22 protein-coding genes and 1 pseudogene are annotated in these 21491 nt (G+C 27.8%); 20 read left to right on the top strand and 3 right to left on the bottom strand.

The window, feature by feature from the left end:
• Positions 1 to 10 precede the first annotated feature (10 nt).
• The 12 genes from KGF42_RS06100 (at position 11) to KGF42_RS06045 (ending at position 9394) form a co-directional block, all read left to right on the top strand.
• On the top strand, positions 11 to 451 hold the full coding sequence (locus KGF42_RS06100; protein WP_227820833.1) for a chemotaxis protein CheW: 441 nt from the start codon (positions 11 to 13) through the stop codon (positions 449 to 451).
• A gap of 35 nt (positions 452 to 486) precedes the next feature.
• On the top strand, positions 487 to 1290 hold the full coding sequence (locus KGF42_RS06095) for a CheR family methyltransferase (RefSeq protein WP_227820834.1): 804 nt from the start codon (positions 487 to 489) through the stop codon (positions 1288 to 1290).
• A 39-nt stretch (positions 1291 to 1329) separates the two neighbouring features.
• Complete coding sequence (locus tag KGF42_RS06090; RefSeq protein WP_107595955.1) at positions 1330 to 1911, top strand: CheB methylesterase domain-containing protein; 582 nt, start codon at positions 1330 to 1332, stop codon at positions 1909 to 1911.
• 120 nt (positions 1912 to 2031) lie between these two features.
• Positions 2032 to 2895 (top strand): DUF3298 and DUF4163 domain-containing protein, encoded by an 864-nt coding sequence (locus tag KGF42_RS06085; RefSeq protein ID WP_227820835.1) that lies wholly within the window; start codon positions 2032 to 2034, stop codon positions 2893 to 2895.
• Between the two features lie 66 nt (positions 2896 to 2961).
• Entirely contained in the window at positions 2962 to 3951 is a 990-nt protein-coding gene (locus KGF42_RS06080) for an ornithine cyclodeaminase family protein (RefSeq protein ID WP_227820836.1), read from the top strand.
• Positions 3952 to 4044: 93 nt separating this feature from the next.
• Complete coding sequence (locus KGF42_RS06075) at positions 4045 to 4656, top strand: hypothetical protein (RefSeq protein WP_227820837.1); 612 nt, start codon at positions 4045 to 4047, stop codon at positions 4654 to 4656.
• Between the two features lie 417 nt (positions 4657 to 5073).
• A complete protein-coding gene (locus KGF42_RS06070; protein WP_227825974.1) occupies positions 5074 to 5610 on the top strand; it encodes a hypothetical protein in 537 nt (178 codons plus the stop codon).
• Positions 5552 to 5872 carry a DUF975 family protein gene (locus KGF42_RS06065; RefSeq protein ID WP_255650931.1) on the top strand — a complete coding sequence of 107 codons (321 nt, stop codon included), beginning with the start codon at positions 5552 to 5554 and terminating at the stop codon, positions 5870 to 5872. The genes KGF42_RS06070 and KGF42_RS06065 overlap by 59 nt, the downstream gene beginning before the upstream one ends.
• A gap of 243 nt (positions 5873 to 6115) precedes the next feature.
• Positions 6116 to 6475, top strand: a complete 360-nt coding sequence (locus tag KGF42_RS06060) for a BlaI/MecI/CopY family transcriptional regulator (protein ID WP_054272495.1) — start codon at positions 6116 to 6118, stop codon at positions 6473 to 6475.
• Positions 6476 to 6485: 10 nt separating this feature from the next.
• A complete protein-coding gene (locus KGF42_RS06055; RefSeq protein WP_227820839.1) occupies positions 6486 to 7889 on the top strand; it encodes a M56 family metallopeptidase in 1404 nt (467 codons plus the stop codon).
• A gap of 214 nt (positions 7890 to 8103) precedes the next feature.
• Complete coding sequence (locus KGF42_RS06050) at positions 8104 to 8514, top strand: hypothetical protein (RefSeq protein ID WP_227820840.1); 411 nt, start codon at positions 8104 to 8106, stop codon at positions 8512 to 8514.
• A 601-nt stretch (positions 8515 to 9115) separates the two neighbouring features.
• Positions 9116 to 9394, top strand: coding sequence for a hypothetical protein (locus KGF42_RS06045; protein WP_227825969.1), 279 nt, complete (start codon positions 9116 to 9118; stop codon positions 9392 to 9394).
• Positions 9395 to 9843: 449 nt separating this feature from the next.
• Here KGF42_RS06045 and sleC read toward each other — a convergent pair whose 3' ends face one another.
• Positions 9844 to 11115, bottom strand: coding sequence for a spore cortex-lytic germination protein SleC (gene sleC / locus KGF42_RS06040; protein ID WP_054272499.1), 1272 nt, complete (start codon positions 11113 to 11115; stop codon positions 9844 to 9846).
• Between the two features lie 242 nt (positions 11116 to 11357).
• Here sleC and KGF42_RS06035 point away from each other — a divergent pair, with 242 nt between their 5' ends.
• The 8 genes from KGF42_RS06035 to KGF42_RS06000 all read left to right on the top strand — a co-directional run bounded on the left by KGF42_RS06035 (position 11358) and on the right by KGF42_RS06000 (position 19281).
• Entirely contained in the window at positions 11358 to 12068 is a 711-nt protein-coding gene (locus KGF42_RS06035; RefSeq protein WP_227820842.1) for a PrsW family intramembrane metalloprotease, read from the top strand.
• Positions 12069 to 12145: 77 nt separating this feature from the next.
• Positions 12146 to 13456: an RsmB/NOP family class I SAM-dependent RNA methyltransferase gene (locus KGF42_RS06030; protein ID WP_227825968.1), complete on the top strand. Its 1311-nt coding sequence runs from the start codon at positions 12146 to 12148 to the stop codon at positions 13454 to 13456.
• A gap of 99 nt (positions 13457 to 13555) precedes the next feature.
• The gene (gene lepB, locus KGF42_RS06025) at positions 13556 to 14092 is read left to right on the top strand and encodes a signal peptidase I (protein WP_227820844.1); all 537 of its coding nucleotides are present in this window, start codon (positions 13556 to 13558) and stop codon (positions 14090 to 14092) included.
• Positions 14093 to 14256: 164 nt separating this feature from the next.
• Positions 14257 to 14793: a signal peptidase I gene (lepB, locus tag KGF42_RS06020; protein ID WP_054272503.1), complete on the top strand. Its 537-nt coding sequence runs from the start codon at positions 14257 to 14259 to the stop codon at positions 14791 to 14793.
• A gap of 9 nt (positions 14794 to 14802) precedes the next feature.
• Positions 14803 to 15558 carry a sugar phosphate isomerase/epimerase family protein gene (locus KGF42_RS06015; RefSeq protein WP_227825967.1) on the top strand — a complete coding sequence of 252 codons (756 nt, stop codon included), beginning with the start codon at positions 14803 to 14805 and terminating at the stop codon, positions 15556 to 15558.
• Positions 15559 to 15633: 75 nt separating this feature from the next.
• Positions 15634 to 17301, top strand: a complete 1668-nt coding sequence (locus KGF42_RS06010) for a nucleoside kinase (protein WP_227825966.1) — start codon at positions 15634 to 15636, stop codon at positions 17299 to 17301.
• Between the two features lie 389 nt (positions 17302 to 17690).
• The gene (gene glsA / locus KGF42_RS06005) at positions 17691 to 18620 is read left to right on the top strand and encodes a glutaminase A (RefSeq protein ID WP_054272506.1); all 930 of its coding nucleotides are present in this window, start codon (positions 17691 to 17693) and stop codon (positions 18618 to 18620) included.
• A 97-nt stretch (positions 18621 to 18717) separates the two neighbouring features.
• Positions 18718 to 19281: a winged helix-turn-helix domain-containing protein gene (locus KGF42_RS06000; RefSeq protein ID WP_227820847.1), complete on the top strand. Its 564-nt coding sequence runs from the start codon at positions 18718 to 18720 to the stop codon at positions 19279 to 19281.
• Between the two features lie 331 nt (positions 19282 to 19612).
• Here KGF42_RS06000 and KGF42_RS05995 read toward each other — a convergent pair whose 3' ends face one another.
• Positions 19613 to 20104 (bottom strand): hypothetical protein, encoded by a 492-nt coding sequence (locus KGF42_RS05995; RefSeq protein ID WP_227820848.1) that lies wholly within the window; start codon positions 20102 to 20104, stop codon positions 19613 to 19615.
• 140 nt (positions 20105 to 20244) lie between these two features.
• Positions 20245 to 21292: pseudogene (locus KGF42_RS05990) on the bottom strand (IS1595 family transposase).
• Positions 21293 to 21491: the final 199 nt, after the last annotated feature.

The raw sequence follows: 21491 nt of genomic DNA, 5'->3' as shown, positions 1-21491 counted from the left end.
GATTTAAAGTATGTCTAAAGATGAAATTATCAAACAAGTATTAACATTTTATGTTAATGATGTTATTTATGGAATAGAATTAAAAAATGTGATTGAGACCATAAGATTTCAATCAATAACATATGTACCATGTCTTCCAGCGTATATAAATGGAGTTATTAATTTACGAGGAAGAATAATACCAGTTATAAATATACATATAAAATATAATCTTCCTGAAACTGATTATAACGAAAGAACATGTATAATAATTACAGAGGTTGATGAGTATCAAGTTGGAATTATTGTAGATAAAGTTGTTGATGTTATACCTATAGATAATTTAAATTTATTAGAGACAACTGATTCTAGCAACATAAATATTAATAAAGATATAAAAGAAATTGCAAAAATTGGAGATAATTCTATACTAATTTTAGATATTCAAAAGTTTTTGATTAATAGCATGTAGTTAGTTTTGACAAATTAGTAGGAGGAAGTTTTTGCATGATAAAGCTCACTGATGAAGAATTTATAATTCTTGTAAACCATATAAAAAAAGAATATGGAATTGATTTAAGTAAAAAAAGGGCATTAATTGAAGGGCGCTTATACAATACAATGATAGATAGAAAATTTAGCTCTTTTAGTCAGTACACGAATCTATTATTCAAAGATAAGACAGGAAATGAAGCTATAAACTTAGTAAATAGATTGAGTACCAATCATACATTTTTTATGAGAGAACCTCAGCATTTTGAGTTTATACATAATAGTATACTTCCTTTTTGGGAAGAAAATAATAAACTAAGAAACTTGAATATATGGAGTGCAGGCTGTTCTAGTGGAGAAGAAGCATATTCAATAGCTATGACTTTAGATGATTATTTTGGTTTTAATAGAGATTTGTGGAATATTAAAATTATAGCTACAGATATTTCAATGAACTCACTTGAAAAAGCTAAAAGAGGTATATACACAGAATCAAATGTTAACAATGTTCCTGAGCTATGGAAGAAGAAGTATTTCATAGATAACAAAGATGGAACATTTAAAGTTTGTGATAAGATTAGAAAAAGTGTAATTTTCAAGCCATTTAATTTAATGAATGATTTTTCATATCAACATTTTGATTTAATTTTTTGTAGAAATGTTATGATTTATTTTGATTTAAAAACTAGGGAAGAACTTATAAATAAATTTTATAATGTAACCAAAAAAGATAGCTTTTTGTTTGTAGGACATGCAGAGATAATTAACAGAAGTAATACTAAATATAAATATGTAAAACCTGCTATCTATAAAAAATAAAAGAGTAGTTTTGATATATGATTTTGTGGAGGCGGTAGTGTGGAACATTTTAATAATATGGTGATTGCTATAGGTGCATCTGTAGGTGGTACAGAGGCAATACTTGAAATTATAAAAGACTTACCAAAATCGACACCAGGGATTGTTGTAGTTCAACATATGCCAGCTATGTTTACTTATATGTATGCACAACGGCTTGACAAGCAGTGTATTATGAATGTAAGAGAAGCTAAAAATAATGACAGAGTCGAACAAGGAACTGTACTAATTGCACCTGGAGATTATCAGATGAAATTATGTGTAGATAAAGAAGGATATTATGTAACTTGTGAAAAAGGTGAAAAAATAAGTGGTCATTGTCCATCAGTAGATGTTTTGTTTGATTCAGTTGCAGAAGTAGCAGGTAAAAATTCAATAGGAATAATACTTACAGGTATGGGTTCTGATGGAGCAAATGGACTTTTAAAAATGAAAGAAAGTGGTTCATTTACAATTGGACAAGACGAAAATTCCTGTATAGTATATGGAATGCCAATGGTGGCTTTTGATAGGGGTTCTGTTGTGTTACAGTTACCACTTAATGAAATTTCAAACTGTTTGATAAGACATATTAATATTTAAAAACAAAAAGATTAATTTTTTACAAATAAAAATTAATCTTTTATTAAATTATATGGATAAAAACCCCTAGAAACTCCAAATATAATAAGAGAGATTTATATTTAGGAGGAAAATAATAATATGAAATTTTTTAAAGTCGATATGAAAGTTAAAGTTTTAAGATATGTATTTGTTTTAACCTTGACTATAATAGTTGTTTTGGCAATTAAACATGACTATAAATATAATAATTTAGGGAAAGATGCTTTAATTAATCTAAATAGTAATAAAGAAGCAGTGAGTGTTATGAGTAATCAATCATTACCAAAGGATACTACAAATAGTAAACAAACTTTATCAGTAAGTACAATAGGAAGTAAAACAATAGTGAAAAATGATGAATATCTAGAAAGTACTATAAATATGCCTGTAATAACAAATTCAAATAAGATTGTTGAAAGGTCTACAAATGATAAAATAAAAAATGATATATTTGAATTTTATAATAAATCATATAAAGAAGCAAAGCAGTATCTTAAGGATAATCCTGATGAGGAAAATAAGTTTGTTGCAAATGTGGATTTTGAGCTTAAAAAGAATATAGACTCTGCCCTTAGTATAAAAGTAAGATATTATACTTATAGTGGTGGAGCGCATGGATTTTATAAAGATATAGCATATAATGTGGATATGAGAACTGGAAAATTTTTAGAATTAATGGACTTATTTAAAGATAATACTAAATATAAAGAAGTTATAGATGAAGAAATTAAAAGACAAATAGCTGAACTTGAAAAAAAGGATGAAGAAAATATCGGAATATACAATTTTAAAGGTATAAAAGAAAATCAAAACTTTTATTTGCAAGATGAGAATCTAGTTATATATTTTGATTTATATGATATAACTCCATATGCAGCAGGAATCCCAGAATTTTCAATAGATAAAAAACTAATAAGCTCTATGCTAAAACCAGAGTATGTAGATTTATTTAATTTGAAATAGAAGTTTAAATTAAATGTTATGCTATAATATTTAACATAGAGACTTATTAAAATTGGGGGTATAAAAATGCTACTTTTAAAAAAAGACGACATAGAAAAAGTATTTACAATGAGAGATGCAATTGAAGCTGATAAGGAAGCTTTTAGAATTTATTGTGAAGGAAAGAGTGTAAATCCCTTGAGAACCAATATACCAGTTCCAAGTCAAGATGCTAGTATGTTATTTATGCCAGGATATGTAGAAGAATTGGGATGTGGGGGAATAAAAATTGTATCTGTATTTCCTAAAAATGCTCAAAAAGGTAAGCCAGTAATTCCAGCAACAGTACTACTATTAGATGGTGAAACTGGAGAAGTAAGTGCAGTATTGGATGGTACTTATGTAACTCAAATTCGTACTGGAGCAGCATCTGGAGCAGCTATAGATGTATTGGCTAAAAAAGATTCTAAGATTGGAGCTTTAATAGGTCTAGGAGGACAAGGTGAGCCACAACTTGAAGCTATGATAGAAGCTAGAGATTTGGATGAAGTAAGAGTTTTTAGTAGGAACAAGGAAAGTAGAGAAAAATTTGCAGAAGAAATGAATTTAAAATTAAGTAAATATAATACTAAAATATTTGCAGTTGAATCATCTGATGAAGCTATAGATAATGCAGATGTAATAGTTTTAGCTACTCCATCAAAACAACCAGTACTTAATGGAAACTTAGTAAAAAAAGGAGCTTTAGTAAGTGCAGTAGGTTCATATATGCCAGACATGCAAGAGTTGTGTCCAAATTGTTTAACTAGAGCATCTAAGATATTTTTTGAATCAACAGATGCAGTTTTATCTGAGTCAGGAGATATATTAATTCCATTAAAAGAAGGTAAGATAAGTAAAGATGATTTTAGTGGTGACTTAGGAAATGTTATAAATGGAACTATTCCTGGAAGAGAAAATGATGATGAGATAATTGTGTTTAAAACTGTCGGAATAGGTGTACAAGATGTCGTAACAGCAAAAAGAATATATGATAAAGCAAAAGAAAAAGGAGTTGGAATAGACTGGAAGTGGTAAATTTTTCAAAATTAAGTCTATAATTAGACAAAATTATGCTATAATGTTGATAAATAAATTTTTTTATTATCTTAGTTGAGGGAGGATATTTTTATGAAAGTGGTAAAAAAGTTAATATTATCTTCGATTATGGCTCTAGTTTTAGTTCTAACTATAGGGTGTTCTAATGCAGAAGAGAAAGTAAAGTCAAATTTTGAGGCTAATTTAGCTGCACTGGAAATGTATAAATATGACGAAAAGGGGATTTCTGACGCATTAACAGAAGTTGAATACAGACAGATTCAAACTTATAACAACAAGGATAAAGTTTCAATGATTACTCAATTGACACCTCTTTATGGTAAAGAAAATGCTGAAAAGATATATGACACGATTGTTAAATTAATTCAAGGTGTTGAAAAGACAGTAACAGTAGAATCTTCTAGTAAGGATAAGATAACTTTAAAAGTTGTAAGTAAAGCTTTAGATACTAGCAAAGTAATGGATGAAGCAAATAATTTAGTAAAATCTTATGTAACTGATGAAAAGAACTATAATAAAAAAGAAAAAGAAGTTCAAGATGATATGGCAAAAATGATTATAGACCTTTACAATAAGAAACCAACTAAGGAAGTTACAACTATGATTACATATACTAAAAAAGATGGTAAATGGCAACCACCTAGTAATATACAGAAATTATGTGAAGGAATATATACAATTTAATTTATTTTAAAGACACAAAAACTATCTTTTAAGCATATAATAAAATGTTTGGAAGATAGTTTATTTTATTTTTAAAATATAAATTATATTTTATAAGTGATTTATTTTATAAATAATTTATCTTGCTAAATAGTAAATAATTTATCCTATTAAATAATAAATAATTTATCTTACTAAATAATTTGTTTACTAAATAAAGTACAATTAACATAGTTTATTTTATTATTTATTGTATAATCAATCAGATTTATTTGATATATTTGGTAACATTGAATATATAAAACTAGGAATATAATTATGATATATCATGATAAAACATGGTGAATAATTGTGTGTTATATAGTCGAAAATATGATATATTAATATTATTACTATACGTTAAAAGTTTATTTATATTTTAAAAAGTTTTTTTATAAAATGAAAGGGGTGTTTTTTATTGTATCAAGGCAAGAATTAAAAAGAGCATCTAAAGCTCAATTGTCTGGAAACTGGGGTACATGTGCAATTGCTATGGCAGTATATATTGCACTTATAGTAGTAATATCAATCGTAGGATTGCCTTTTGAACCTTTGACTACTATTATAGTAGCTGTAATAGCTTTTTGCTTTGCAGCAGGATTTACATGTATGTTCTTGAAAATTACTAAAGATGAAAAGGTCAAAATAGGAGATATCTTTGTAAATGGAAGAATTTATTTAAGAAGTTTTGGGTTTTATGTGTTAGAATCAATTGCTGTTTATATTTATTCTTTCATAATCACAATTATAGGAGCATTTTTATCATTTGGAGTTTTATTTACTAGTGGAGCAATTGAATATCTATCAAGTGATAGTTATTGGAATAGGAACTATTATTTCTACTGGAATAACTCTAGTTCTTATAATACTTGTTCTTATGTTACCAGTTTATATATTGTTATTATATGTTTCTCAAGCTACTTTCTTAATTTGTGAAGATAAGGATAATATGGGCGTATTTAAAGCAATAGGTGCTAGTTTAGATATGATGAAGGGAAATGTACTTAAATTATTTGTGCTAAACCTTAGTTTTATAGGATGGTATATACTGTCAATATTTACTTTGGGAATAGGTCTGTTATGGCTAATTCCATATGTAGGAGTTACTAACTGTAATTTCTATAGACAATTATTAAAAGAAAATCCAGATGTAGAGGATGTATTATTGGATAGAGAAAAATCTTACTCTATGTATTAAGATAGTTTTACATTTAAATAAAATATAGTTTTAATTAAATATTAATAAAATATAAATTTAATTAAACATAAATTTAATTAAACATTAAAGTATAACATTGACGAAACTGTCTTTTATAAGAATTTTTTTTAAAGGCAGTTTTTGTCATAAAAAAATAAATGGTTGACACAGTATAGACTACTGTGATAGTTTTTGATTATAGTAATGACTATTGTGATAACTATATTTGAGGAGCGATTTTATATGGAGATAAAATTATTTGATTCAGAACTTAAAGTAATGGAGGTTCTATGGGAGAGAGGAGAAAGTAAGGCTGGAGAGTTAGTAAAAATTTTAAAAGAAGAAACAGGATGGAATAGAAATACTACGTATACAGTTATAAAAAAATTAGTGTCAAAAGGTGCAATAGAGAGAATTGAGCCAAATTTTGTTTGTAAAGCTTTAATAAGCAAAGAAGAAGTACAAAAGCAGGAAACAGAAACTTTAATTAATAAAATGTTTGGAGGGTCTTCAGAAAAATTTCTTTCAGCTTTTATTAATAAAGAAAATCTTTCAAGTGATGATATTACAAAACTTAAACAGATTGTCGAAAAATTAAAGTGAGGTAAGATTTATGTTCATTAAATTGTTAGAAATGAGTTTTACTTCTGGAGTATTACTTTTAATTGTTATTTTTATAAGAGCATGTTTATTTAAAAAATTACCTAAAAAGGTATTTGTATTATTATGGTTGATTGTCTTATTCAAACTTCTAGTACCAGTAAGTTTAAATTCTGGTTTTAGTATTTATAGTATAATTGAATCGACTTTTGATGTAGAATTGAGTAGTACATCAGCTGAAGATTATACTCTTAAGAAAGCTAGTGACTCTATAGGTAAAAACAATTCTGACAAGTTTGAAATAATGTCTAGTATTGAAAATATTATGATTTTGGAAATGTTGGGCATTTTGTCTTTTATAGTTACTCTTATATTTAGTATATTTTTATGCTCTAAATATATTAAAATAATTAATCTTTTTAAAACTTCAATACATATAAAAAATCATGATTTTATTAAGAAATGGATATGTGAGAATAGGTGCTTTAGAAGATTTATTGTTTGTATATCTGAATTTACTAGGACGCCACTTACCTCTGGTATTTTAAAACCACGAATTATTTTGCCAAAGCAAATGGACTATGCCAACAATCAAACTTTAAACTTCGTTTTGACTCATGAAATGGTTCATATTAACAGCTTTGATAATATGTTGAAGTTGTTCATGCTTGTAGCTCTTGTTATTCACTGGTTTAATCCCTTAGTTTGGGTGATGTTTTTTTTAGTAAATAAAGATATAGAATTTAGTTGTGATGAAAAGGTTATGAATATAGTTGGTGAAGAATATAGAGCTGATTATGCAACTACACTGATAAGTCTGGCAGAAGAGAATAACCCATTTTCAATGCCAATTTACAATGGATTTGGAAAGACAAAGATAGAAGAGAGAATAGTCAATATTATGAAATTTAAAAAGTCAACTTATGTTACTTTTTTAGTTTCAACTGTATTGATTTGTGGGACGAGTCTTGTTTTTGCAACAGGAAATAAAGAGATTAATGAAGTCGAATCTTTTGATTTAACAAAAAATGAGCAAAGTAGTAAAAATAAATTTTCATTAGATAGTAAATCAACTGATTTATATTCTCCAAAAGTAGATTCAAATATTTCTTTTGGTAAATCTAAAAGTGATGGAGATGTTTCTTTTACCACAGCAAAAATATCTGTAAAAAAAGCAAGTGAATCTGAAGGTTATTATGAAGAAACATATATAAATAAACCAAGTAACTCTAAGAGTGAAGAAGAAATATCTGTAAATGAATTAAGTAAATTTAGTGATGATAAAGATATATCTTATGCTGATTCAACAGAATATTCAATTCAGAAAAGTGGTTATGATGAGGGTAGTTTAGTCATTTTAAGAAAAGGGAATTTGTTGTCAGTTAATAAAGTGCAGTATAAAACTTCTATAAAGTAACTATAAATCTTAGTAAAACAAAGGATTTAGAATTAAAATACTATCTCAAAATAATTAAGTTTATTTTGAGATAGTATTTTTTATTATAAAATTTTATAAAATGCTTGACACAGGTGTGACTATTGTGATAGTCTAAAGATGTAGTTAATAACTATTGCAATAGTCACTATCAACTACACTACCCAAATAAATCTCTAAGAAAGGAAGAGTGATTATGAAAATAAGAAAATCCCTTATAAGCACAATGATGGCATCTGCTATAGTATTAGGAGGAACAGGAGCAGTATTTGCAAGTGGAAATGATTCATCTAATATTGCTTTACCTGAACTTAAATCTCTAATAAAATCAGGAATAACTGACCCTGCTGAATTAGAAAAGTATGGAGTTGAGCATTATACTTATGAAGAATATGCTAAACATATTCAAGAATTAAAAGACTATGCTAAAGACCCTAACGCAGTTAAAGATGTAAGTCAAAAAGACCTTGAAGAAACAATTAAGAAAATGGAACAAGAATTAGAAAAGATAAAAACTGAAGGATTAAAAATTATGAAGCCCATTACTATAGAAAATGAAGATGGGTCTCAACTTTCAATTGCTTATAATTATGCAGCAATTGACTAGTGCTAAATACAATCTCTAAGATATCTTAAAATCCTAAGTAAGCATGATTAAATACATTTGGCTACTGTGATGATACAAACATGTAGTTGATGATTATTTAAATAATTATCAACTATACTACCAAAACAACACTTAAGCTTGTTAAAATGAAGTAAGAAGAGTATTAAAAAATTTAGACAAATGTGATTAAACATATTGAGTGAGAGTAAAATCAATAAGACTCAAATAAGTAATAAAAAAGATACAGTCTAAGTTAAAAATACGTAAAATAAAAGTAAATCGAGTCAAAGTAAAAAGTATTAAACCCAATTTATAATGTTAACATTTTTTAATGTATGTTAAGAAATGTTAACATTATTTTTTTTATTCAAAATAATAATGTTAATATTCTGAAAATTCTAACGAAAATTAAATGTTATCTATTAGACTCATTAAAAGTTAAAGAAAATTATCAATTTAGTATTTTTAAGATTGGTTTAAAAAATTTTAAACTTCTTGGCATAGCAATTGCTTAATACATAAGGTAATAATATGATTTTAAATTTGTGGAGTAATTTTATTATTATTTATAAGGGGGGGAGAGCACTTGCAACTATGAAAAATGCTGGAAATAATGCATAAGGTTATGGACTGTTTTATAGATAAAAAATATGAAGTTGAAAAGGGGATTAAGGTAACACTTAAAGATGTAGTAAATATTGTGGACTGGAATGCCTACCTTGGTTTTAGTGTTTTAAAAACTATACCATTTTTCTGGATACCGTGTCATACAATTGTATTCTTGTTCCCTGCTGAATATAGAGTAATTGCTTCTGCATTTGCATCTATAGCTTTAGGTCTAATCTTAGCTTTAGCTAATAAATCTAAAGTTGCAATTTAAGTTTATTGATGAAGAAAGAAGTATCATCTAAGCTAGGAATAATCTTTTAAAATAATATTATTTATATTTTAAATAAGAAGCAGTGCTTTAAATAAGGAGTAATATTTTAAATAAGAAGTGATATTTTAAATAAGAAGTGATATTTTAAATAAGAAATAGTGTTTTAAATGAAAAGTAACCTCTTCATTAAAGTAGCATTTTATTAGACCTAAAAATAAAGATAATATTTTAAAGAAATCTAAATTGCTAAGCACTGTTTTTAAGAAGCTTAAAATCCCCCATTTAAAGTTTTAAGGTTCTAAAACAATAAGTTATAACTATAAAAATGGCTGTTAAGACTACAATACTTATAAGTAAAAATACTTATAGTATATTAGTTCATAACAGCCATTTTTATTTTAAATAAATAATTTTAGTCAATAATCTGAGTTTATAGCTTAAATCAAACCTTAAATTAAAGGATTTAAAGAAGCTATTCTAGTTGTAGCTACATAAACTCTAGATATTTCATACCATGTTTTAAAATCTACTACTCCGCTTTGAGGTAAACCAAAGATTCCTTGGAATATCCTAACAGCATTTTCTGTATCTGTTCCATATATACCATCTTCTCTCACTTTTGGTACAGCTGGATAAGAGTTAGATATAGCATTTAACTGATTTTGTATAGTTCTAACATATTGTCCAGAAGAACCAACCTGTAGTGTAGTACCAGGGAATGATACTGGTACACCACTTACTATAGGTGCTCTTTCAAATATTATTTCATCTCCATAGAAATATCTTAGTATACTTTCATAATCGTATCCTTGGTCACCTAAGTCTTTACTACCCCATTGAGTCATTTGGTCAGGACATTGAGATTTCTGTCCATCACAGTATTGTGCTAATAGTGGCTGTCTTGATGTAGGAGGTCTTTTTATAAATGTATTGAATATAGCATCTACAACTACGTTAATTGGTTCAAATAAGTTTCTATTATTTATAAATTTATGGTCGTATGCTGTTGTTGAGGTTATTGTAAAATTATATCCTTTATTTCTATACCATTCAGTGAAGACTCTATTTAAAGTAAATGATATTATAGCTATTACATTTGCATAGATTGTCTGCTCAGGCCAAGTTGAATATATTTCAGATGATGCTATATTTTTAATGTACTCTTTGAATGGAATCCAATAGTTTGGAGCTGATGAATCTTCTGGTAAACCATCATGAACTACTATAAATTCAGGCACTACAGGGTTATCTAATACAACGAAACCAGTAGGAGGTGGTAATGGTTTTAAGTTACTTTCTGGAATCTTAGGAGGATAAGTACCATATAAAGTATGTTCTCCTATGTCAAAAATCAACTCGCTTTGTCTTGAGAAAGAACGCTTACTTCTTGTTCTAGGAGACATGGGAACTCCCTGTCTTGCTTCAATTGTAGCTAACAATTGTGTTCCTTCTATGACAACTGTTTCATATCCATCTGCTATGGCTTCTACTATATACTGGCTGTAAGGTCTAACATCAGATGGCTGTAGAGAGTAATCTACATCTGGTGCTGGTAATACTAACCCAGTCACTTGACCAGATTCATTACTTCTTAGGTTTTGGTATAAAGTTGAAGAGCTTTGGCTACCATTAGACATTGAATATATATTTACTACTGCATTTTGAATGGGTCTATTGTTAGTAGCGTCGATTATGCTTACTGTTAAGAAACCATCTTGCATCAAATCACCCTTTCTTTAAATGAATTTAGTTCCCTTATATTTCAAGATATGAATATAGCTTGAGATTTGTTAAATAATATAGATATAAATTTAAATTTTTTTAAGTATTTTAGTATATTTGTATTTAAGTAATTTAAAATAATTTAATGTATATTTTAGGGTGTATTTAAAACAAAATAAGCTAAAAATAAGTAGATGATATAAATCAGAAATGAATTAAAATTTTGAAAGGAAAATAATCTATGAAGCTGGATTTATTTTTATTATCAATAGTTCCTATATTGATAGGTATGTTTTGGATAAGGTCTAAAGATAGATATTGTAGAGAACCTCTAATTCATTTAATTAAATTTTTTTTAATAGGTGCTTTTCTAAGTGTTATAATTATACTTTTAGAAAATTTACTGATAAAGGTTAATGTATTTGATGGATATTCAGAATTAATCTATGTATCATTTGTAGTTGCAGGACTTGTAGAAGAAGGTGTAAAAGCTCTGATACTAATTCCTGCACTAATCAAAGAAAAACATTTTACTGAAAAGCTAGATGGGATTATTTACTCTGTATTTTTAGCTTTGGGATTTGCAACAATTGAAAATATAGTTTATATTTTTTCTGAGAGTAGAAATCTAGCACTGCAAGTTGGTATTAATAGAGCAGTTATCTCTATACCAGCTCATGTAATGTTTGCAATTACTATGGGTTACTATATTTCTAAGTATAAATTTGAAAAAAACAAAAATAAAAGACGTGAGTATTTATTTATGGCTGTGCTACTTCCAATTTTATTACATGGAGTTTTTGATTTCATATTGATGATAGAATATAGATGGGCTATTATATTACTTATAGTTTATGTAATAATTTTGTGGAAGATAAATCTTGATAAACTTGAGAAATATATGAATCACTCTAAAAAAGTATTTTTCGGTAATCTTAAGAAAAAGAAATAAAACTTTAGAGAAAGGCATAAACAATTAAAAATAATAAATGACAAACAAGCGAAGCAGATTGAAGGGGGATTATAGATTTGACAAAGTTACCAAAAGAGTTTTTAGAAGATGTTAAAGAGATACTACAAGATGAATACGATGATTTTATAAAAAGTTATGAAGAAGATAAGACTACTGGTCTTAGAATAAATACACTAAAAATTGATAAGAAAAAACTATTCGATTTAGATTTATTTGAGTTGAGTCAAATACCATGGGCAGAAGAGGGTTTTTATTATGATGATAAAATTGATAGACCTGGTAGAAATCCACTGCATGAGGCTGGAGCATACTATTTGCAAGAGCCTTCTGCCATGAGTGTAATACCAAAGGCAGATATTAAAGAGGGTGAAAAAGTTCTCGACATGTGTGCTGCTCCTGGTGGAAAATCTACATATATACTCTCTAAACTAAATGACACAGGTCTATTGGTTTCTAATGAAATTAATGCTAGTAGAATTAAGGCTTTAGGGGAAAACCTAGAGCGATTTGGAGCGAGAAATTGTATTATAACAAATACTGATTCTAATAGCTTAAGAAAGACGTTTAATGGGTATTTTGATAAGGTAATTATAGATGCACCTTGTTCTGGGCAAGGTATGTTTAGAAAGGACGAGGTTGCCATATCAGATTGGAGTTATGCAAAGGTAGTAGAATGTCAATCCATTCAAAAAGAAATTATAAGAGATGGATATAAAATGTTAAAGAAGGATGGTATTTTAATTTACTCAACTTGTACTTTTTCAAGAGAAGAAAATGAGCATGTTATAAATGAATTTATTAGTGAATATCCATATGCAGAACTTATTGAGATGGAAAGATTATGGCCTCATAAGATAAAGGGAGAAGGACATTTTGTTGCTAAAATAAAAAAATCAGAAGAAGAAGAGTGCAATGTCAAAGAATTAAAAATAAAAAATTTAGATAAAGAAATAAAGGATTATAGGGAGTTTGAAAAGAAATTTTTAAAGGTTGATTTTTATAGTAATAAAAAAAATAAATTTTATTTAAGAGGAGAAAATTTGTACCTACTTCCTGAAATATATCCAGATACGAAAAAACTAAAAGTATTGAGATACGGTTTGCATTTAGGGGTTTTAAAGAAGAATAGATTTGAGCCTTCTCATGCACTATCTCATTATTTAAAAGTTGAAGATGTAAAAAATGTTGAAAACTTCAGTGTACAGAGTGAATCAATTCTTAAATACTTAAAAGGGGATGTTGTAAATTCTAATGAGAGTAGAGGATGGGTTTTGGTTTCGGTTGAAGGTATACCTTTAGGTTGGGGAAAAGAATCTGCTGGTGTAATTAAGAATCATTATCCTAAAGGTCTTAGAAAAGTATTTTAAACTAGTAGAAAAAAGAAGTATAATATTTATATTGTAAGTTTATGGTAGATTATTTTGCTATAGCTTGACTTATTATTTAACACAGAGGAGACGATTTTAGTGGGTGAAGCAGTTAAAAAAGAAGTTGTAGAATGGATAAAAGTGATTGTCATAGCTCTTGTTTTGGCATTTTTAATAACTCGTTTTATAGTGCCAACAATAGTCAAAGGAGAATCAATGTATCCTACACTAGTTGAACGTGATTACCTAATAGTTAATAGAATTGCGTACAAAGTAGGAGAGCCAAAATACAAAGATATAATAGTATTCAAAACCGACTTAACAGAGGAAAATGGAAAGAAAAAAGACTTAGTAAAAAGAGTTATCGGGGTTCCTGGTGACCATGTAAAAATACAAGACTCCAAGGTATATGTAAATGATAAATTGTTAGATGAGGTTTCCTATATACATAATAATCTCACTGATGGAGATATTGATATTGTAGTTCCAGAAGGAAAATTATTTGCTATGGGAGATAATAGAGAAAAAAGTTTAGATAGTAGATACGATGAGGTTGGATTGGTCGACGAGCATACCGTTTTAGGAAAAGTTCTAGTCAGATTGTATCCATTTTCTAAGATAGGGACTATTGACTAAACATATAAAATTTGGAGCAATCGCTGATTAACTGAAATCACCAGACCATGCACAATAGTTGTCTATATAAAAAGACAACACCTTATTTAGTAGACTTATCTAAAAGATAATGTTTAAGAAGCATTATCAATAAAGATAATATAACTATAAAGGAGAATTTGTGAATGAGTGAAACTATTAAAGAAGAGATTGTAGAGTGGATAAAAATAATTATTACTGCACTTTTTTTTGCATTTATTATAACTCGTTTTATAAAACCAACATTAGTAAATGGAGAATCAATGTACCCAACACTTAAATCACACGACTATTTGGTAGCAAACAGAATGACATATAAATTATCAGAACCAAAATGTGGAGATATAATGATATTTAAGACTGACTTATTACAAGAGAATGGAAGAAAAAAAGAGCTTGTAAAAAGGGTTATAGGCGTACCTGGTGACCATCTAAAGATTAAAGATTCTAAGGTTTATATAAATGGCAAGTTATTAAATGAAGTTTCATATATACATGATAATTATACTGAAGGCGATATTGATATGGTGATTCCTAAGGGAAAAGTATTTGCGATGGGAGACAATAGAGAAGTAAGTTTAGACAGTAGATATAAAGAAGTGGGATTAGTAGACGAAGAAAATATTAAAGGAAAAGTTATTTTAAGGGTATTTCCTTTTACAGATATAGGTATTTTTGAGTAGGTGATGTGTATGGCAGTTGGTATAGCATCCTTATTATTTAATATTGAGGATGCTTTAAATATTTGTAAAAGTATAAAGCAAATAACTCATTTAGAGATTGGAATTGACAATATATCTGAATGTGGAGATTTATGTAAATATAAAGATGTAATTTCTGAACTAGGATTATCTGTAGGGATACACTTTCCTATGGAGTTAAATACTTGCGAAAACATAGAATATATAAGAGATTCATGGATAAATTTTATTGAGAAGATAGAATTTGAGCTTAAAGGGTTTGATATAAGGTATTTTAACCTTCATTTGGGATATGTTATGACAAGTAGAGTTAAAAAGAATAGGGACAAATATTTAGAAAATAGTGTGGATTTTTTAGATAAATTAAATACAAATTCGTATGTATGTATAGAGAATACTTATTCAAAAGGTGGAGATTTTTCAAATATTGGAAATATATTCTACGATTTTGAATATATATTTAAGAGGATTAAAAATTCTAAGATTTGTTTTTGTTACGATACTGGACACTGTTTAATTGATGAGGATGATTATGTAAAGAACTTAAAGGATAAAATAAGACTGATACACTTAAGTGATAATGATGGTATCAATGATACACATATTGGTATAGGAAAAGGAATTTTATCTGAAGAGGGGATTAAAGAGGTCTTAAAATTAGATGCAGAATATTTAGTATTAGAAATAAATTACGAAGACATTGAAGATACTATAAGTAAATTGAATCATATTGTAGGAGAGGGTTAAATACCTCTCTTTAACTTGTTGATATGCCTCATTGATTAAAATTTATATTCATCAAAAGGAAGGAGAGATGTTGAAGTGAAAAAAATAAATTTAAAAATAGACGGAAAAGATAAGGAATATTCATTGGAAGAAAATTCACTTGGAATAAGACTGGGTGATATAGCAAAAGAATTCTGTGATGAGCATAAGGGTTATATAACACTTGCAGTTGTAGACAATAAATTGAAAGAGCTAAACTGTAGAGTGAAGAAGGATTGTGAGATAAATTTTTTAGATACTACTAACGAAGATGGAGAGAGAGTTTACTTTAGAGTCATGTCATTTGTATTTGTAATGGCTTGTAGAGAGATATTCTGGAATAGCAGAGTTACAATAGAACATTCACTATCTGATGGGCTATACTGTGAGGTTCATATAGATAGAAAACTTGAAGAAGTGGATGTTGAAAATATAAAAAACAAGATGAAAGAGATAGTAAATAACGATTATGTTATAGAGAAGATTGAAGTTACAAGAAACGAGGCCATTTCTATATTTGAAAACAATGAAATGTATGAAAAGGCAGAGCTTTTAAAATACAAAGAGTATGATAGTACTAAAGTATATAAGTGTAGAAACTATATAGACCATTTTTATGGATATATGTTACCATCAACTGGTTATATAAAATCATTTGATATTAAGCTTTACAATGGAGGTGTTATAATTTTAGGTCCTAGTGAAGAAGATAAGACTCTTCCTATGAAATTTGTACCTCAACCTAAGCTATCAAGTGTATATTATGAAGCAGAAGAATGGTCAAGACTTATGGGAATTGATAAGGTAGTATCTCTTAACAAGATAATAGAAAACAATGAGTATGGAGATATAATAAGAACTTTTGAAGCATTGCATGAAAAGAAATTATCTCAAATAGCAGACATGATAAAAGACAACAATAAGAGAGTAGTTTTAATAGCAGCTCCATCTTCATCTGGAAAAACGAGTTTTGCTCACAGATTATCAATACATCTTAGAGTGAATAATTTAAGTCCTATTTCGATTTCTTTAGATGACTATTTTATAGATAGAAAGCATACTCCTTTAGATGAATATGGAAATTATGATTTTGAATCAATTTATGCTATAGATTTAGATAAATTTAATTTAGACTTAAAGAGACTTTTAGCAGGTGAAGAAATTGATGCTATAAGATTCAATTTCAAAGAAGGTAAGAGAGAATATACTGGCAAAAAAATAAAGATAGACTCAAATCAACCAATTATATTAGAAGGTATACATGGGCTAAATCCTATTTTAACATCATCTATACCAGATGAAGATAAATTCAAGATATACATAAGCGCCCTTACTCAAATAAATTTAGATGACCATAATAGAATTCCTACTGCTGATTTGAGAATGATAAGAAGAATTGTTAGAGACTATAATTTTAGAGGATATAGTGCTGATAATACTATCTTACAATGGGCATCAGTTAGAAGAGGAGAAAAGAAGAATATATTCCCATACCAAGAAGAGGCAGATGCTATATTTAACTCTGCTTGTGTATATGAATTGGCAGTTTTAAAACGATTTGCGAAACCTTTGTTGGAAGAGATAAAAGAGGATAATCCTGCTCACATTGAAGCGACTAGATTGCTAAAGTTTTTACAGTATTTTGTTGAATTAGATGATACTTCTGATATACCAGGTATTTCAATTCTTAGGGAATTTATTGGAGGAAGTAAAATAGTTGATTAATATATGTGTGATAGGTTATTTTACAAAGATTAAATAGCATAGCAAGTAGTGTGATTAGCATATGTGAAGTATATTAAGTATTAATTGGAGAATTAAATTAATACAGATTTTAAAGTTTGAGTTGATATATAAAAAGGCTTGTTTTATACTTTTGTATGAACCAAGCTTTTTATTTTAAATTTTACTTTTCTATTTAATATTTTTGTTAACTTATGTGATTACTCTTTAAAAGAGTAAAAGTTACTAAATTATTAAACTATTTAAATTGTTTGAAAAATGAATTGATTCTTGTAGAAAATAGTTTTAAAGTATAATTTTTTTTAACACTGTTTTATTATACTATAAATCTGTGCTAAAATAGAATATATAACATAATATAAGAGGTGCCTATGAATACGTTAGATGAGACATTATTAAAAGAAATTATAAGTTCTAATAAGAAGTATACTAATTATGGACAAGTCGCTAGTTACATACCAGAATTAAAAAACGCTAGAAGAAATGATTTAGGAATTTGTATCATAGATAGCGAAAATAATCTTTATAGTGCTGGAAACTGTAGCACAAAGTTTACTATACAAAGTATTTCAAAACCTATTGTGCTTGCTATGGCACTTATGGACAATGATTGGGAAGACGTTTTTTCAAACGTTGGAATGGAGCCAAGTGGAGACCCATTTAATTCGATAATGAAACTTGAAATTAATGACACAAAAAAACCCTGTAATCCAATGATAAATGCAGGGGCTATAGTAACTACTTCTCTTATAAATGGGAGCTGTTTGGAAGAAAAAGAAGAAAGAATGCTTAGCTTTTTTAGAAAATTAGCAAAGAATGATAATATAGGAATAAATTATGATGTCTATAAGTCTGAAAAAATGACTGGTGATAGAAACAAAGCAATGGCTTACTTATTGAAAAGTGATGGATTTATCAGAGGTAATGTAGAAGATGTTTTAGACCTTTATTTTAAACAATGCTCAATTGAAATAGATTCTGTAGATTTGGCTAGAATTGGCGTAAATCTTGCTAATTATGGCGTGGATATAGAAAATGGTGAGCATTTAATGAGTGAAATGGTTTCTAGAATTGTCAAAACATTTATGATGACTTGTGGAATGTATGATGCTTCTGGGGAATTTGCTATTAAAGTTGGAATTCCTGCAAAATCTGGAGTTGGAGGTGGTATAATGGCTTCTGTGCCAGGGCGTATGGGTATTGGTGTTTATGGACCTGCACTTGACAAAAAAGGAAACAGCGTCGCAGGAGTTAAGGTTTTAGAGGAGTTGTCAAATAAGCTCAAATTAAATATTTTTTAAAATTTTAAGAAAGGATTTTTTTGACAACAACATATAATTTAATATATAATTAAATTGTAAAGAAGTATGAATTAAATAAATTTTTTAGGAGGGGTCAATGAAAGAGGTATTGGTATTACGAGATTTGGAGTGCATAAAGGCTATTGCTCATCCACGTAGAATAGATATTCTAAAAGCATTTGACAAATCGCCATTGTCAGCAAAACAATTATCTCAATTATTGGAAGAACCTCATGCAAAAATAAACTACCATATAAAAATGTTATACAAAGTTGGTATTTTAGAATTAGTTGAGGAAAAGATAAAGTCGGGGATTGTGGAAAAATACTATTATCCAAGTGCAAAAAATGTGGTTATAGGGAATAGGATACTTAATTTTTCTTTAGACAATGGGGAAGAAAAAGAAGAATTGTACATATCAAAATTTGAAAATATGAGTGAAGTTTTTTATAAGGCAGCAGAGGAAGATGTTTTAGAAAATGAAAATATAGTTGATTATCATGATATTTCTCTTACTCATGATGAATTAGTTGAACTTAGTGACACTATGAAGTCAAAGATAGATGAAATTTTAAATAAAAGACAACACAATGTTGAAGGTTCTAAGTATGATATAGCTATGGTTGTGATTCCTACACTTGAGGAAGAATGTCCTAGTTAGAACTATTAATTATGGATTAATTAAAAACATAAGATTAGAGATTGAACATCAAAATTTACTTAATAATCAAAAAATAGTTTTTGGTATGATTTGGTATGAGTAAATAATGATTTTTAATCTCTATTTTTTTGTCTCCATATACCTATTGTATTTGTAAGAGAGATATAATATATAGGCTATGTTAGCCCTCTTCGTGATAAATATGGCATAAAAACAACCACACCTTAGACTTTTCAATACATTGAATTCTAAGATGTGGTTACTTCTATAACTTACTATAAATTGTTCGTAATATATTAATATTGTGAATTTCTACACTAATTTTTCTATTTTATATACTTTCTAGTATTACCCATACAAGTTGCCTTTGTTGATTATTAGGTGTACCGTTATATGTACCGTCATACACAAAGTTTACTTTGATGTTATTTTCATTATCTACATACTTATGAGATTTTAGTCCTTGCTCTTTATCATACCAGTATTCTTTATAATTAGTTCCTAATATATCTGTAATTTGGTCAATATCTTTAAATTTATTTTCTTTACCTATTGATAAAAGATTATACTCTAAAATATTTAACCATATTTTATCTACATAATTATTGGTATTTGTTTTAATTTGCAACTCTTTAAACTCATAATTATATTCATTGTCAATCTCATCTTTTGCTTCATATTTCGATAAATCCAACGTATAGATAGATTGTCCTAATGATATATTATCTATTTTGATACTATTCAAATCTGTACCTTCTACAGATGTACAACCTATAAGCATTAATAATGCCATACTAATTATTGCTAAATATATTTTCTTCATATTGATATCCCCTATAATTTAATTAAATAAAGTTCACTTCGCATTATATAACAATTGCGAACTTGATTATATTATACAAAATATTCAATTATTTTCCAATTACAAAATGGTTTCATTGATTTGAAGTAAAGTTCCTTATTTTAGGTTAACTCAATGAATCTATTTCTAATAGTGGCTCTAGTTACATATGTATCTTTAGTAGCTACATTCACTAGCATATCTTTAATTCGGTCACCCTTTTTATTCTTCTTACTTAGTTGGAGAAATTTAAACCAAGCCAAATAAATTGTTTATATATTTTGTAGATACACCATTAAAAGGCATTAATCATCTCTTAAAGCTACTATGAAGAGCATTTATATGCTGTAAATGGTAAACACTATCTATCATTGATTTTCCTCTAGGAACTTGCTTTAATTCTATGTTCAACTTGTCTTTTATTCCTACATATGATTTATGTGAATCTACACAAAAAGTAGCCTCTTCACATATTTTATTGTCAAAGAAGTCAACTATTTGATTTGTTGTAATTCTACCATTACAAACTGCACCCATAATGATATTTCCTTTTCTATCAATTGCTGTCTCTATACAAATCTGCTCTTTTGATATTCCTCTTTTCTTCTTATCATTTTTACCTTTACCTCTTTTTCTAGGGTTTCTAGGCATTACAAATGTAGTACTTTTAGAATGATTTCCTTTAAAAGACTCTTTAATAAAGCATTCGTCAACTTCAACTATACCTTCAACTTTATCATTTTTTAATGATAGATTGATTACATCAAGTATCCTATGACGCATGTAGAAAGACGTTTTAACACCTACACCGACTTCTTCAGCACATTTTCTTATAGAAAGTCCTAATATCATTAATTCACAGTATTTTAGCCATTTATCTAAGCCTAATTTTGTATTAGAGAATGGAGACATAGTAAACTCATCAAAACTTGTGCGACAACGTTTACAGATATATCTTTGTCTTCCGTTAGATTTACCGTTTTTATTTACATCCTTACATTGACATTTTGGACATTCGTATCCCTTGGAAAATCTACTTTCTTTAACATTATCTCTAATTTCAGAAGAATTAAATAAAGTACTTAATACTTCTTGTGCTACTGAAATTAACTCTGTAAGTTCATTCTTTTTTAAATCTTTTATCATAGCTTTTATATCTATTTTTGGCATAATATTAGGTATCCTTCCTGCAAATTAATTGAAATATAGTTTATATCTAAATTATAGCCTATTTTAGATATAATTAATCACGAAGTTAGCTAACATAGCCAATATATAAAATGTATACACTATCTAAGAAGTGCTTAGATAATGTATATAAAGTATGTAAGATTATAATATTTGAAATTTATTAAAATGGGTATAATTA

The organism is Clostridioides sp. ZZV15-6383, assembly GCF_020657735.1.
Lineage (GTDB): Bacteria > Bacillota > Clostridia > Peptostreptococcales > Peptostreptococcaceae > Clostridioides > Clostridioides difficile_D.
This window is presented reverse-complemented; position numbering and strand designations above follow the sequence as displayed.

Coding starts and splice junctions, on each gene's coding strand:
- KGF42_RS06100 (WP_227820833.1), top strand. CDS start 11: ATGTCTAAAGATGAAATTATCAAACAAGTATTAACATTTTATGTTAAT.
- KGF42_RS06095 (WP_227820834.1), top strand. CDS start 487: ATGATAAAGCTCACTGATGAAGAATTTATAATTCTTGTAAACCATATA.
- KGF42_RS06085 (WP_227820835.1), top strand. CDS start 2,032: ATGAAATTTTTTAAAGTCGATATGAAAGTTAAAGTTTTAAGATATGTA.
- KGF42_RS06080 (WP_227820836.1), top strand. CDS start 2,962: ATGCTACTTTTAAAAAAAGACGACATAGAAAAAGTATTTACAATGAGA.
- KGF42_RS06075 (WP_227820837.1), top strand. CDS start 4,045: ATGAAAGTGGTAAAAAAGTTAATATTATCTTCGATTATGGCTCTAGTT.
- KGF42_RS06070 (WP_227825974.1), top strand. CDS start 5,074: ATGAAAGGGGTGTTTTTTATTGTATCAAGGCAAGAATTAAAAAGAGCA.
- KGF42_RS06065 (WP_255650931.1), top strand. CDS start 5,552: ATGTTACCAGTTTATATATTGTTATTATATGTTTCTCAAGCTACTTTC.
- KGF42_RS06060 (WP_054272495.1), top strand. CDS start 6,116: ATGGAGATAAAATTATTTGATTCAGAACTTAAAGTAATGGAGGTTCTA.
- KGF42_RS06055 (WP_227820839.1), top strand. CDS start 6,486: ATGTTCATTAAATTGTTAGAAATGAGTTTTACTTCTGGAGTATTACTT.
- KGF42_RS06050 (WP_227820840.1), top strand. CDS start 8,104: ATGAAAATAAGAAAATCCCTTATAAGCACAATGATGGCATCTGCTATA.
- KGF42_RS06045 (WP_227825969.1), top strand. CDS start 9,116: ATGCTGGAAATAATGCATAAGGTTATGGACTGTTTTATAGATAAAAAA.
- sleC (WP_054272499.1), bottom strand. CDS start 11,115: ATGCAAGATGGTTTCTTAACAGTAAGCATAATCGACGCTACTAACAAT.
- KGF42_RS06035 (WP_227820842.1), top strand. CDS start 11,358: ATGAAGCTGGATTTATTTTTATTATCAATAGTTCCTATATTGATAGGT.
- lepB (WP_054272503.1), top strand. CDS start 14,257: ATGAGTGAAACTATTAAAGAAGAGATTGTAGAGTGGATAAAAATAATT.
- KGF42_RS06015 (WP_227825967.1), top strand. CDS start 14,803: ATGGCAGTTGGTATAGCATCCTTATTATTTAATATTGAGGATGCTTTA.
- glsA (WP_054272506.1), top strand. CDS start 17,691: ATGAATACGTTAGATGAGACATTATTAAAAGAAATTATAAGTTCTAAT.
- KGF42_RS06000 (WP_227820847.1), top strand. CDS start 18,718: ATGAAAGAGGTATTGGTATTACGAGATTTGGAGTGCATAAAGGCTATT.
- KGF42_RS05995 (WP_227820848.1), bottom strand. CDS start 20,104: ATGAAGAAAATATATTTAGCAATAATTAGTATGGCATTATTAATGCTT.